We start from the raw sequence: 13,340 nt of genomic DNA on the forward strand, positions 1-13,340 counted from the left end.
TGGTGTGGTCAAAATCGGGGCTTCGGGAACAGTTGTAAAACTCCATATTTCGGATTCACTGGAACCTCCTGCACTGACCGAAAAGACACGCCAATAATAGGTTGTACTATAAGAGAGTCCAACAGGGATTACTGATGTCCCAGTGAGACCGCTCTGAGTATCAATAATAGTATTGAAACTGGAATCTTCTGCTACTTCCAAGGTATAAGTATCTGCTCCAGTGGAAGTATTCCAGCTCAAGCTTGGAGTTACAGAAATATTGATAGAAAGATCTTCAGGCGATAATAAAACCGGTGCTAATGGTATCGTCGTAAAACTCCAGGTATCTGACCAAATTCCTGTTCCTGTATTATTTTTTCCACGAATACGCCAGAAGTATAGTCTATTATTGGTGAGAGACGAAACTTGAACCGAAATATCTGATAGACCATTTAAATCTACTATTTTATTAACAAAATTCATATCAGTAGCTACCTGTATTTCATAAGTATCAGCACCATTTAAAGGTGTCCAGCTTAAAGTTGGATTAACGGAAACTTCAATAGCATCATTGGATGGCGAAACGGGAAGGGGAGAATTTGCCATATAAAAAATTTCAGAAGCACTAAGAGCCGTCTTATAAAGGCGAATCTCATCCATAGTGCCTTCAAAACTTCTTAGCCCATCATTCCCAGATCCTATAGAAAGAGGAAGTTGATTGATACTTATAGGACTTGCTGAGCTTAAACTAATAGAATTATTTTCGACCCCATCGATATAAATTCGAAGAAAAGATCCATTATAAGTGGCTGCAATATGCATCCAGGTTTCCCCATCTGTAGGGTAATCAACTTGAGAATCCACTCTAAAAGTATCTCCAGAACTATTCTGATTAAACCGAAAGAATACATTACCGTCCACAGAAAGAGATAACTCATAACCATTTATATTGTTATGATCTGCTTTCTTGACAAGATATTGAATTGCAGTTTTTTCAGGTCTTACCCAGGTTGCAATTGTCATTGCATCAGTAATATCCAGTGAAGCATTATCTATTACATTGGCAACTTGATTAGGATTATTGAATCTTAATCCTAGTCCATCTTTACCCACTTCCCAAATGGGATTACCAGTAACATTAGCATTATTAGAATGTTCAGATACATCAATAAGGTTGTTACCGCTACCTTCCTCTAATTTCCAATGACCAACCAAAATAGCATTTGCTGAAGCTGGGGTAGTTTTGAAATTCCAAATAGAGGACCATTCACTCTCCCCGGTGCTAGTTGTAGAGCGAACCCTCCAATAATAAATAGCATTATTTGCAAGGCCATTAATAAGGACCGAATTCGAGGTAATGTTGGATTGGTTAAAAAAGGTGCTTGAGAAATTATTTACTTCTGAAACCTGAACTTGATAGCTCAATACATTCGTTCCTGAATTCCAGCTTAGATTAGTTTCTAAGGGAAGTTGTGTATAATTATTCTTAGGAGCTTCCAAAGTAGGACCTTGTAGTTTATCGCTTGCAAGAACTCCTACTACTTGAGAACTAGTTGATGCTAGAATTGCAACTTCAGAGGTGAAATTACCTTTAATGCTTGTGGGATTATTATAGTCCCCTGTGATCAATCTTCGTTGATCTCCAAAAGAAATATTTGGAACAGATGACTCATTATACACAATATTATCACCGCCCGTATCTTCAGGATATACAACTCTCAATTTATTAAGGATATCGTTCAAAATAACAATTGGTCTTGTTCCTTGATCGGAAACATAATAAAGATTGTCCCAGTTTCCATTGGGACGGCGTACCAGCAGTGCAACCGTTGGGTAGCCAGCCGTATCATAAGAAGTTTTAATGGCACAAAATAACGTGCCATCACTTGAAACAGCCATATTTACATGGTCATCTGCCATTCCTCCCTCAATATTTAAAGCTGATTGAGAAGCTGGCACCTCATCACTTGACCAAGAGGAAGGATTTGTACCATTTAGATGTGTTTTAAAGCCGAACCTTTCGTTATGTTGATTTGACCAAAAAACACCCATCTTCCCGGGAAGGGCAATAATGGCACCAATATCATCTGAATCTAAACCCGTGGCAACGGTTATTGGAGCACTCCAACTTTGATAAGGAGAATTACTCCAGGTTACGTAAATTTCCGTATTACCATCATAAGCCATCCACATTCTTCCATTATCATCCATATCTATATTAGCAATCTCTACGGTTGATGGAAGATTAATTGTTACTGTGGAGGGTCTTTGTGACCAAAATTGATATGTGCCTAAAGACGATAAATATTCTAGAGACACCAATTGAGACGAAATTCCTTGAAAAAGTAAGATGTGTACAATATTACCAACAACCTTAACATCTGCTTTGGAATTTGTTTTCGATGAGAGTTGAAGTAGATTTGTCCAAGTTGTACCGTCCAATCTCCAAAGGTGCGTACCAGAAGAGTTAGCTAAAACCGCCCAATGTTTATCGGCATAAAACCATACCTTAGCCTGTGGTTTTTCACCAGTATTTGTGGACACTGAAATTGGATTTAAATTTGTGAGGGAGGTAAAACCTTCCTGAGCATTTAACCTTACAGTGACCGATAAAATAAAAATTAGAAAATATATAGAAATTTTCATTTTAGTCCTCATTTCTCCATTAATTTAGAGTACTACTAAACAGTACTATTCCCTAAATTCATCTTACTACATTATAAGTTTGCCTAAATTCCCTTACATAGCGGGCAACTTATCTAAAATGATCCTATTAACATTTAGTTCATTATTGAGTTCCTCAAAACAGGGTGGGTTTTATAATTAAAAAATTTATTTTATTGTAAAAAAAAAGTGATTGTCATGAATTATGAAACGAAATAATCTTAAAAGCCAAAGTGGTTTAATACCAATATTTGGTAGTCCTTAGGAGTTAAAAACCTACAATACCGGTGCTTTATTTATTAAATTATACCGACGAGCTTTTTGAAGTCCAGACCCGTGAAATAGCATATTAAATAGTTCTATAACAAGCTCTTTTGTGTAAATACCACCTCTTTCTTTGGTCCAATCGTCCAGATTATCCCAATCTATTACGGAGGGGTGACCAGGACGAATTACAGCATATACTTCTTTATATCTAAGTGCCTTTAATGCTGAAACTCTGTGATTTCCATGGAGCAATACAAATCTGTACGCATTATTTTTTTTTTAAAAAATAACCATTAATAGGATCCTTATCCATTCTATTAGACTGATAACCATTTTTTTTTGATAGAATTATAAACCGATATTAATCTTTTGAATTCAGTATTCCCATATTGAATGGTGTGTGGGCCAAAGAAAATCCAACCCTGCCCATCTGAATTTCTATTTATGACCTTTAAAAAATAGCTGAGACTATATTTATTTAATGTCCATAGTCTGCTGATTAACCGATTGTCTGGTGGCCAATTATAAATTGGGAATAAGGGTCTATTCTCACAATTCAACATTGCCTCCTGAACATTTTTTGGCTGAAAATTTCTATATAAATGTGAGATCGTTGAATCTTGAAAAGAGAGATTATCATCTAAAATATATTCCTTTAAAGTTTCTACAAATGGGTGCCAGCCTTTGTCTCTATAGGAAAAACCTACTCTAGAAATAATAGATTCAATATCAATTTTAAAGGGTATCGTATAAGGATCTTCGAAATTAATTTGAATTGTATTTGGCAGGTCTCCTGAAAATAATTTATATCGAGGAATTTGCCACCAGTTTCTACTATCTCCTACCAGTACATAGCCAAATTTACGGGCTAAATAGGCCAAATAAGGCCTTATCCTAAAAATCCTAAAAACCATTCTTCTATTTTTACCCAGCATTTACAAATAGTTACCAAAAATTTTTATAATTGATGCGGGTTTAAAATTTAACTTGGCAGATATTATTTTCAAAATTTTGAGAACAATGATATAAACATGTTATACTTCTTGTAACTCAACCATTTTCTTGAATTTAATTGAGTGAAGAACCAATTCGTCAAAATTTCCTTCATCTACAATTTCTCCATTATTTAGGACAATAATCCGATCTGCATTTTTAATTGTGGACATACGATGGGCTACAATCACAATGGTGTATTTTCCTCTTAATCTTTCAATTCCTTTTTGAATGGCATTTTCTGTTTCAGAATCTAAAGAAGAGGTCGCTTCATCCAATACAAGGATATCCACATTTTTAAACAATTCTCTAGCAATAGATATTCGTTGCTTTTGTCCTCCACTTAAATTAATACCATTATTCCCCAACATGGTATTTTCCTTCTCAGGGAGTTCCGATATAAATAAATTAATAGAAGCCTGCTCTATTGCCCATTCAAAACGCTTATAATTTTCCAAAGTTGGTTCAGACCAAAAACTGATGTTATTAAAAACAGTATCACCAAACACTACCGGTTCCTGAGTAATATATCCTATTCTCCTTTGGTAACTTTCTTTGTTAAGGTTTAAGCTATTCACTCCATCTATTAAGAGCTCTCCACTACTAAACGGCATTAAACCCGATAGAATATTAATTAATGTAGTTTTACCGCTCCCACTCTCACCTACAATCGCAATTGTCTGATTTTTAATTATATTCAAATTTATATTATTTAGGATTTGAGTATCTGAATAGTGGAAGCTAACTTTTTTTTAATTCAATAGTTTTATTAAACTTTTCCATTTTAACTTCTCCATCAATTTCTGCTGCCATTTTTAACTCTTGTTCGAAACGCGTCATATTTTCCATAGACCCAGAAACTCCTAGGAAATCATTATAATGAGTTTGCATTTGCATTAAGGCAGACAAGGCTCGGTAAAAGAACAAAAGGCTTATAAGAATGGGTCCCATGCTTCCATTTAACAAGCTAACCTGCACTAGAATCACTATACTAACAACTATAATTAATATTGGCTCCCTAATAGAATTAACTATAGAATTCAATTTTCCAATTCTTCTATTATGATCTTCGATATTATGAATACTACGTTTTAATTTATTATTATATTCCCCTATATACCCTGTTGCTTTGAGATATTTAAAATGAGTAACAAACTGCAGAATTAAACCCTGATAAAAATTTAAACCTCTAGTGAGTTTTTTTGATGAAACTTTTGTTGCCTTATAAATGGCTTTATAAATAAAATTGGTTAGCCCCCCGCCAATGCAAATTAGTATAGCGAATCTGGCATCTATATAAAAAGCGAATACCATATAAACAGTTACCATTATTACCTGTTGAAATGCACCAAAATAACCTAGATAGGCTTTAGATATTCGCATTACTTCTCCAGACATTGTATTTTGTATTCTTCCTGCATCTGCCATTGCAAAAGCCTTAAAAGACATATGTGACAATGCATTGGAAAGTTTAATCCTGAGGCTTTTTATGAAAAATTGCTTTAAAATTACACTGTAAATACTATTTATGTATTGGGCTATTCCTTTTAGGATAAAGAATAAGCTCATTAGTATTAAAATAGTTAAAAGGCTTGGAGTTAAACCTATGTTTTTCATCCCCTCCAATAAAAATCCTAATTTACCGAGGCTTTCCGGATCCACCGTAGAGGAGTCGCCCACCATTTGCAGCAAGGGTAAGAACATGGCCAAACCAAAACCATCTAAAATCCCTACGCCGATGCTTAAAATAACACTAATAAAAATGCGGTATTTGAGTATTCTATAGAAGTAAGTAAAGTTATAAAAGTACTTTTCTTTTAAAGTTGTTGTTTTATTATGCATGGAACTTAGTGTTTTAAGAAGCTAAAAGTTTACGCTGCTTATCTTGCGAAAGATGTTGACATTTTATTATTGGAGGTTATATTAAACTCATTCTAAAAATATGCTTGAGTTGTGAGGAAGATTTATAAGAGTTATGCTGGCCTTATTTTAAACAAATTTATCAATACTACTTGTCCCATTTTATGGCTGTACAAGTACATCTATCCCTGTGTATTCCTTATACATCATTTGGATTCCTTCAGCTATTTCAATTTTATGGTGCCAGCCAAATTTTTGTAGTTTAGTGGGATCTGTGATTTTTCTTAATGTTCCTTCAGGTTTATCACCATTAAAGGCAAGTTTTCCTTTAAAACCTATCAATTCTTTAGTGAGATATGCTAGATCTTTAATCGAGATTTCTTTACCAGTCCCAATATTGAGATGACAATTTCGAATTTGTTTCTCTTCAGATAATTCTATGAGGTCTGAGAAATTAATTTCATTCATTATAAAAATGCAAGCTTCTGCCATGTCTTCGCTCCATAAAAATTCCCGCAAGGGCTTTCCGCTTCCCCATATTTCAATCTCAACTAAATTGCTATCATTTTCTTCTATAAGATCAATCCCATATTTTGATAGTGTTTTTAAAATATTCTGCTTAGGGGATTTACCTGTTATTTTCTCTATAGGTAATTTATTTAAATCTTCTCTTATGGTTTCCCAATCATTCATCTCTATGGCTCTTCCCAAATGAATTTTACGTATTATCGCTGGTAGTACGTGAGAAGTTTCGAGATTATAATTGTCATTGGGACCATAAAGATTTGTTGGCATTACAGAGATAAAATTTGTAGCATATTGAAGATTATAACTTTCGCACATTTTTATTCCAGCTATTTTGGCAATAGCGTATGGCTCGTTTGTATATTCTAATGAACCTGTGAGTAAATATTCCTCCTTTATTGGTTGTTTACAATTCTTAGGATAAATGCAAGTACTTCCTAAAAAGATCAATTTCTTCACCTTATTTAAATAACTGTAATGAATGATATTTGTTTGAATCATTAGATTCTCATAAATAAAGTCTGCTCTATATTTATTATTGGCAACAATGCCACCCACTTTTGCAGCTGCTATAAACACATAGTCCGGTTTACATTTTAAGAAAAAATGAGATACTTCTATACAATCCAAAAGATCCAACTCATTGCGAGTTCTTGTAATTAAATTGGTATAACCAGCATCCTTTAATTTTTTTAAAATAGCACTACCCACGAGGCCGCGATCTCCGGCTACAAATATTTTAGCATCCTTCTCCATAATATACCTTCCTTTAAATTATTCATGAAAATTTAAGATTTTAAATCCACCTTCTTTTAAACAGGATTCTTTACTCATTAGTTCCAAATCGCTTTCCATCATTTCCTTTACCAAACTAGATAGCGTATACTCAGGAAACCAACCCAATTTAGAATTGGCTTTGGTTGGATCTCCTATTAACAAATCCACTTCTGTTGGTCTAAAATATCTAGGATCTACAGCTAAGACCTCTTTACCCTCCACTAACTGATAATCTATATTTGAGCAATTCTTTATATACCCTTTTTCATCCACTCCTTCACCAATGAATTCCAATTCTATTCCTACCTCGCCAAACGCCATTTGCACAAAATCTCTAACGCTAGTAGTTTTACCTGTTGCTATTACCCAGTCTTCTGGCTCCCTTGCCTGTAATACCATCCACATAGCTCTAACATAGTCCTTGGCATGTCCCCAATCCCGTTTTGCATTTAAATTTCCTAGGTAAATTTTATCTTGCATTCCCAAAGCTATTCTGGAGACCGCCCGTGTAATCTTTCTGGTCACAAAAGTTTCACCTCTATTAGGAGATTCATGATTGAATAAAATACCATTACATGCAAATAAATTATAAGCCTCTCTATAATTAACTGTGATCCAATAAGCATAGAGCTTAGCAACAGCATAGGGGCTTCTAGGATAGAACGCAGTAGTTTCAGATTGGGGAACTTCTTGAACCTTCCCGTAAAGCTCTGAAGTTGATGCTTGATAAATTTTAGTTTTATTTTCTAAACCCAATAGTCTAACTGCTTCCAATATTCTTAATGTTCCCAATCCATCCGTATTTCCAGTATACTCAGGAATTTCGAATGAAACTTGAACATGGCTCATTGCTGCCAAATTATAAATTTCATCTGGTTGAATCTTATTAATAAGCCCCATTATTGAAATCGCATCATTCATATCACTATAATAAAGAATGAAATTCCTATTTTCTATATGTGGATCTTGATACAAATGATCAATTCTTTCTGTGTTGAATTGGGAGGTTCGTCTTTTAAGTCCATGTACTTCATAACCTTTCTTTAATAAAAAATCACTTAGATAAGCTCCATCCTGTCCAGTTACTCCTGTAATTAATGCTCTTTTCATATTTTGTTATTAATGGTTAATCTAAATCAGAATATTACTTCAAAAAGTCACAAATTGGTTTTGGTGAATTGATTTTTAATTCCCTTCAATAATTTTCTAATATTGAATCTATAAAGGGTTTACCTGACTAGGTTTAGTGAGTGCTGAATAAAAATGTTGAATCTCATAAAAGTTGTGAAAGACTTTGTACAGAATAATCGCAATAAGAGAATAGTTCTAAATCTTCATAAATAAGTTAAGTACTGAATTCTCTAATAATTACACATTATTATTTGAAAATAACTTAGATTATTGAGCAAGCTCCCTGATTCTGACACTAACAACACATCCTAAATTATCTAAAACCAAACTCAACCTTTTAGAGCCTACATGTTTTATTACTCCTTCTTGGCTCTTAAAAGCACCAGACTTTATTTGCACCTTTTTCCCCGAATATAGATTATCTACTCTAAATTCAGCGTAGCAATCATTATCTAACCAATCTTTGATTAGTTGGATTTCCTTATCTTTTGCAACTGCGGGTTTTCCTAACCAGTATAAATACCTTACGATACCTGGAAACTGAAAAACTTTTTCTCTGTCTTTCTCATCTAATCTTACAAATACATAAGATCTAAATAATGGCACTTTAATTTTTTTTTGCTCTATCGCTCCATTTCTTAACCTCTACAATAGTTGGGCAATAATTCTCAATATTAGCCGCATCAAGATACTGTGATACTTTTATCTCTGCTTTTGGCTTAGTGTAGATAACAAACCACCTCATAAATTCAAGTTTTTAATTAATCTTATTTTTATGCAGTACCAAATAGCTTATTTATAGGGCATAGGTTTTCCACTAAAGGTGTTTTGGTTTAAAACCTTTTTTAGTTACACGATTAATCCAGAATCCTATTAATAAGGTTCAAGAATAAATACTAGTAAAATACAAGAACTAATCTTAAAGAAAGTTTAGCAGAATTTGCCGGGAAAGTTGAAGTAATTGATTTTCATCCTTCATTTTTTTAAATTTAGCACGTAGGATATTTGTAAAAGAATTAAACAATAATATCGATACTCGTAAGGTAAATACTAATTATAGCTTCGCTTTGTAAGTCCCATGATTGAGAATTACATACAAATAATTAAAGTTAGGGATTCTAATAACAACTTCTGTAGAGTAAGAAAATCTAGTTGTATTATTTAGAAGAACTAATTTATAGATTAAAGTTAATTTTAAGAATAAGAAAAATGTTAAAATTTCAAAATATTTATGTAAGAATTAAAAGTGTAAGCTAAAAATTCAATTTTAAATAAAATTTAATATTTAAATTATTAATATCATAAATTAAACAGGTTTATACATTGAAAAATAATATTAATTCTTAATTCAGGATTCAATATTGAAAATTCAAAAACTTACCAAATTGATTTTCTAATTTTTTTTTATCCGCCTAATTGACCGTTGATCTAATTTCTTATAAATGTATGTAAGAATATCAAATTTTATAACTTATAAAAAAAACATTAATAATCTCAAGCAATTATAAAATTGAATACAAAAAATGATGAAGTTTCTTCCATTATTACTTAAATCTATTTAACATTCATATTTCAATAACATCTATTCACCTATCAAAACCCCCACTTCAGCGTTTTTATCAAAATATAAGTAGCTGAAAATCATACATTTGCCTAACAAAACAAAAAAAAATGTCTGAAGTTGTTTTAAAAAATGCTGAACTAATTACGCTCAGAGGAAGCTTAACTTCAATGAATGTGAGTGAGGTTCAAGAGGATATTGAAATGGAACTTCACTATGCTCCAAAAATCATTTTAGATCTTACGCAATTAAATAAGCTGGACATTGCAGGAGTTTTTATGCTGATGATTGTAAAGCAGAAAGCAAAAACAAATGGTAAAAAAATATTGATTTTAAATAGTTGTAATGAGATTGTTACACAAGCAATTAAAAAAATCGGGGATGAAGAATATTATTGACGTGGTTTAATTCCTTAATGAAATACATCCCTAATGTATTTTGGAATTAGATCGCGTTGATTAATAAAAAAGCCTGTTGAAGATTCAACAGGCTTTTTTAATGAGAATTAATTTCAAGAAATTATTTCTTTTCAATAGTTTTTTTCTCTGAAACTGGTTCATTCAATTTTTTACTCATTTCCATTGAAATGGAAGAGCGATCAAAAGTGATTTTCCCTGCACCTGTTTCAATTATAACTGAATTATTTTTCTCGCTAAAATCAACGATCTTACCATGCATCCCACTTTTAGTAATTATCCTATCACCTTTTTTAAGCTCAGATGCAAAAGTTTTTTCTTGCTTAGCGCGTTTCATTTGTGGGCGTATCATAAAAAAAATACACTACCACAAACATTAATATTATTGGTGCAAACTGGGTTAATTGTTCCATAAATTATTTTAAAAGTTTTGTTTATCCGGCAGTTTTATCTTCGCCAGCTTCAACAAAAGCTTTGATTCTTATTTGTTCAGATCCGTTTTCTGTATTTGCTGTTACAGTTACAGTTTTGGTAACTTGACCTTGTCCAGATCCGTTAAATTTCACTAACATTTCTCCAGATTCTCCCGGAGCTATAGTTTCATTTTTTGGATAAGTTGGCACTGTACATCCACAAGTACTAGTTGCATTGGTGATTACCAAAGGTCCGTCTCCTGAATTAGTGAATTTAAATACGTGCTCTACTTCTGTTCCTTTCGCAATGTTACCAAAGTCGAATTCTTCTTCTTCAAAAGTAAGTTCTGCGAAAGCGGCAACTTGAGCATCACGCTCTGCTGCAGTTTCCACATTTTCTGCCTTCACTTTACTAGAGGCATCATCCTTACAAGAAGTAAAGAATAACGCTCCAACAGCCGCTATCATTAAAAATCCTTTTTTCATAATATTTGATTTAAAGTTAAACGTTAAAAATAATAAATTTTCCTGACTACATAAGACCTCGTCCCATTTTATTTAAACGGTTTTGATCCTTATATTCTTTAGATAATTTATCTAAAATTCCATTTATAAAAATGCTGCTTTTTGGAGTGCTGTATTCTTTAGCAACTTCCAAATACTCGTTAATACTCACCTTTACCGGAATAGAAGAAAAATGAAGCAATTCACAAATTCCCATTTTAATAAGGATCGTATCTATTTCCGCAATACGTTCCTTATCCCAATTAGGAGTTTTATCTACCATTTCTTTCGCCAAATCCTCATCATTTGCTAAAGCTTTCCTAAACAACTTTGCTGCGAATTCTTCATCATCCGGACTCTTAAAAAGCTTTGGAATTTTAGCATCCTCTGGAGTATGCTCCTTCAATTTATTTAAATATTTAAGGATGGCTGTATTCACCAATGGAAGATCATCTACCCAGGTTAATTTCGTATCCTCAATATAATCATAAAGTTTATCGTTAGGAGCAATAAATTCCTTCAGTAAAAGAATTATAAAGTCTTTATCCTCTTTAAAAGTTGATTCCCGTGTAGTCATGTAATTTTCGAAAGCATCACTATTGCGAATTTCTTCCCAAAGAATAGCAACATACTCGCCATCCCTTTTCCAGTGACTAATCCCACGTTCTTCCCAAGCATCCTGTAAATACTGGTTATTTTCCAGAATTTTAATAATGCTGTTCTCTACGAATTTTTTGTTGGGATCTACTTCTTCTTGTGTTGGAAGAAACTTCTTTTGAGATTTTTCCAGATAACTTTCTGAATAATCTTTGATTTCGGTGATTAATTTCAGCATCAATAAAAACAAATCGTACATCTCCAACATACTTTTCTGAAGGAATTTCTCTTCTGTACTGAAGTTTTTGTTTTCACTTTGATGGAATGCATATAGTGATTGCATTACCTTAACTCGAATATGTCTTCTGGTTAACATAGCTGTAAAAGAACGTTATAAAATTAGCAAGGCGAAGAGAATCCTCTTTCGCCCTGCAAAAATACTATTAATTTCAAACTACCTAGTTCGAATTCTCTCTTTTTCTGTCATCAATTCGCTGCTGAGCGATTTTTAGAGCAGCATGGTGTGTTGTTATAGACTGAGCTTCTGCCGTTTTAAGAATTTCTAAGGTAGTATTAAAAATGTTTTCGGTTTTACGAATAATTTCTTGCTTTCCGTAGCCTTCTAATTCTGCATAAACATTAATAATCCCTCCTGCGTTGATCAAGAAATCCGGAGCATAAACGATTCCTCTTTCCTGCAATAGCAAGCCATGAGTATTTTCGTCTTGCAACTGATTGTTTGCAGCACCGGCTATTATTTTAGCCTTAATTCTATGGATGGTTTCATTATTTACGGTAGCTCCCAATGCACATGGAGCGTATATATCCACCTCTGCATCATAAGGGTCTTCCGTATAGATTGTCACTCCGTACTTAGCGCTAACCTCTTCAAGTCTGGCAGGATTAATATCACTAATAAATACGTTTGCGCCTTCGTTGGTTAAATGCTCAACCAAAGCTTCGCCCACATGACCAATTCCCTGAACTAATATTTTTTTACCATCTAAATCATCTGATCCAAATTTATACTTAGCAGCAGCTTTCATTCCCATAAAAACACCATAGGCTGTAATGGGAGAAGGGTTTCCTGCTCCACCTTTAGATTCAGATATTCCAGTAACAAACGGTGTTACTTCTCTCACGATATCCATATCTTCGGTATCCATTCCCACATCTTCTGCAGTGATATATTTACCACTTAAAGAATGTACAAACTCACCGAATTTTCTCATTAATTCCGGCGTCTTCTGAGTTTTAGCATCACCAATAATAACCGCTTTTCCACCACCAAGATTTAATCCCGTGATAGCACTTTTAAAAGTCATTCCTCTGGAAAGTCTTAAGGCATCGTTCAAGGCATCCCATTCGCTTGTATAATTCCACATTCTAGTTCCACCTAAAGCAGGTCCTAAAACAGTATTATGAATTCCAATTATTGCCTTTAAACCTGTATCTTTGTCATTGCAAAAAACTACTTGTTCATGATTATCAAAAGACAACTGCCCAAAAACAGGAGCAGTTTTTTTAAGGTCATTAGCAGCTAAAACGTCAACTTGCATAAAATTATAAATTTAAGTTCAGATTTTTATGTATTTGAAAAAATCGATGAGCAAAATTAACTAATATTTTAATTTTCACAGTCAATTCGTTTGT

General features: G+C 33.2%; 13 protein-coding genes and 1 pseudogene. 1 reads left to right on the forward strand and 13 read right to left on the reverse strand.

The features are described from left to right. The 9 genes from ON07_RS16010 to ON07_RS17235 form a co-directional block, all read right to left on the reverse strand. The coding region (locus ON07_RS16010) for a LamG-like jellyroll fold domain-containing protein (RefSeq protein ID WP_162097766.1) at positions 1-2,523 on the reverse strand (2,523 nt) is incomplete at its 3' end. A gap of 396 nt (positions 2,524-2,919) precedes the next feature. Next, positions 2,920-3,162 carry a hypothetical protein gene (locus ON07_RS12070; RefSeq protein WP_010231835.1) on the reverse strand — a complete coding sequence of 81 codons (243 nt, stop codon included), beginning with the start codon at positions 3,160-3,162 and terminating at the stop codon, positions 2,920-2,922. 65 nt (positions 3,163-3,227) lie between these two features. Next, positions 3,228-3,845: a hypothetical protein gene (locus ON07_RS12075; protein ID WP_010231837.1), complete on the reverse strand. Its 618-nt coding sequence runs from the start codon at positions 3,843-3,845 to the stop codon at positions 3,228-3,230. 99 nt (positions 3,846-3,944) lie between these two features. Continuing rightward, positions 3,945-4,604, reverse strand: a complete 660-nt coding sequence (locus tag ON07_RS17225) for an ATP-binding cassette domain-containing protein (RefSeq protein ID WP_237708919.1) — start codon at positions 4,602-4,604, stop codon at positions 3,945-3,947. 40 nt (positions 4,605-4,644) lie between these two features. Continuing rightward, positions 4,645-5,745, reverse strand: a complete 1,101-nt coding sequence (locus ON07_RS17230; protein WP_237708920.1) for an ABC transporter transmembrane domain-containing protein — start codon at positions 5,743-5,745, stop codon at positions 4,645-4,647. Between the two features lie 180 nt (positions 5,746-5,925). Then, positions 5,926-7,044 carry a GDP-L-fucose synthase family protein gene (locus ON07_RS12085; protein WP_010231840.1) on the reverse strand — a complete coding sequence of 373 codons (1,119 nt, stop codon included), beginning with the start codon at positions 7,042-7,044 and terminating at the stop codon, positions 5,926-5,928. Positions 7,045-7,062: 18 nt separating this feature from the next. Further along, the gene (gene gmd / locus ON07_RS12090; RefSeq protein WP_010231843.1) at positions 7,063-8,175 is read right to left on the reverse strand and encodes a GDP-mannose 4,6-dehydratase; all 1,113 of its coding nucleotides are present in this window, start codon (positions 8,173-8,175) and stop codon (positions 7,063-7,065) included. A 288-nt stretch (positions 8,176-8,463) separates the two neighbouring features. Further along, entirely contained in the window at positions 8,464-8,802 is a 339-nt protein-coding gene (locus ON07_RS15445; protein ID WP_050915889.1) for a hypothetical protein, read from the reverse strand. Between the two features lies 1 nt (position 8,803). Continuing rightward, positions 8,804-8,941: a transcription termination/antitermination NusG family protein gene (locus tag ON07_RS17235; protein ID WP_081483399.1), complete on the reverse strand. Its 138-nt coding sequence runs from the start codon at positions 8,939-8,941 to the stop codon at positions 8,804-8,806. A 926-nt stretch (positions 8,942-9,867) separates the two neighbouring features. On the opposite strand from ON07_RS17235, the gene ON07_RS12100 reads away from it, so the two are divergent. Then, complete coding sequence (locus tag ON07_RS12100) at positions 9,868-10,155, forward strand: STAS domain-containing protein (RefSeq protein ID WP_010231846.1); 288 nt, start codon at positions 9,868-9,870, stop codon at positions 10,153-10,155. 121 nt (positions 10,156-10,276) lie between these two features. On the opposite strand, the pseudogene yajC reads toward ON07_RS12100, so the two are convergent. From yajC to ON07_RS12120, 4 genes and pseudogenes are all read right to left on the reverse strand, one after another. Further along, positions 10,277-10,586, reverse strand: a pseudogene (gene yajC, locus ON07_RS12105) (preprotein translocase subunit YajC). Positions 10,587-10,607: 21 nt separating this feature from the next. Continuing rightward, positions 10,608-11,072: a DUF1573 domain-containing protein gene (locus ON07_RS12110; protein WP_010231851.1), complete on the reverse strand. Its 465-nt coding sequence runs from the start codon at positions 11,070-11,072 to the stop codon at positions 10,608-10,610. Positions 11,073-11,118: 46 nt separating this feature from the next. After that, positions 11,119-12,063 (reverse strand): transcription antitermination factor NusB, encoded by a 945-nt coding sequence (gene nusB / locus ON07_RS12115; RefSeq protein ID WP_010231853.1) that lies wholly within the window; start codon positions 12,061-12,063, stop codon positions 11,119-11,121. Between the two features lie 82 nt (positions 12,064-12,145). After that, the gene (locus tag ON07_RS12120) at positions 12,146-13,246 is read right to left on the reverse strand and encodes a Glu/Leu/Phe/Val family dehydrogenase (protein ID WP_010231855.1); all 1,101 of its coding nucleotides are present in this window, start codon (positions 13,244-13,246) and stop codon (positions 12,146-12,148) included. Between the last annotated feature and the right edge of the window lie 94 nt (positions 13,247-13,340).

This window comes from Gillisia marina, from assembly GCF_000258765.1.
GTDB classification, from domain to species: Bacteria; Bacteroidota; Bacteroidia; order Flavobacteriales; family Flavobacteriaceae; genus Gillisia; species Gillisia marina.

What these genes read in the sequence shown, in the direction of transcription:
- ON07_RS12085 (WP_010231840.1), bottom strand. Translation starts at nt 7,044, where the DNA reads ATGGAGAAGGATGCTAAAATATTTGTAGCCGGAGATCGCGGCCTCGTG.
- ON07_RS17230 (WP_237708920.1), bottom strand. Translation starts at nt 5,745, where the DNA reads ATGCATAATAAAACAACAACTTTAAAAGAAAAGTACTTTTATAACTTT.
- nusB (WP_010231853.1), bottom strand. Translation starts at nt 12,063, where the DNA reads ATGTTAACCAGAAGACATATTCGAGTTAAGGTAATGCAATCACTATAT.
- ON07_RS12110 (WP_010231851.1), bottom strand. Translation starts at nt 11,072, where the DNA reads ATGAAAAAAGGATTTTTAATGATAGCGGCTGTTGGAGCGTTATTCTTT.
- ON07_RS12075 (WP_010231837.1), bottom strand. Translation starts at nt 3,845, where the DNA reads ATGCTGGGTAAAAATAGAAGAATGGTTTTTAGGATTTTTAGGATAAGG.
- ON07_RS12120 (WP_010231855.1), bottom strand. Translation starts at nt 13,246, where the DNA reads ATGCAAGTTGACGTTTTAGCTGCTAATGACCTTAAAAAAACTGCTCCT.
- ON07_RS12100 (WP_010231846.1), top strand. Translation starts at nt 9,868, where the DNA reads ATGTCTGAAGTTGTTTTAAAAAATGCTGAACTAATTACGCTCAGAGGA.
- ON07_RS17235 (WP_081483399.1), bottom strand. Translation starts at nt 8,941, where the DNA reads ATGAGGTGGTTTGTTATCTACACTAAGCCAAAAGCAGAGATAAAAGTA.
- gmd (WP_010231843.1), bottom strand. Translation starts at nt 8,175, where the DNA reads ATGAAAAGAGCATTAATTACAGGAGTAACTGGACAGGATGGAGCTTAT.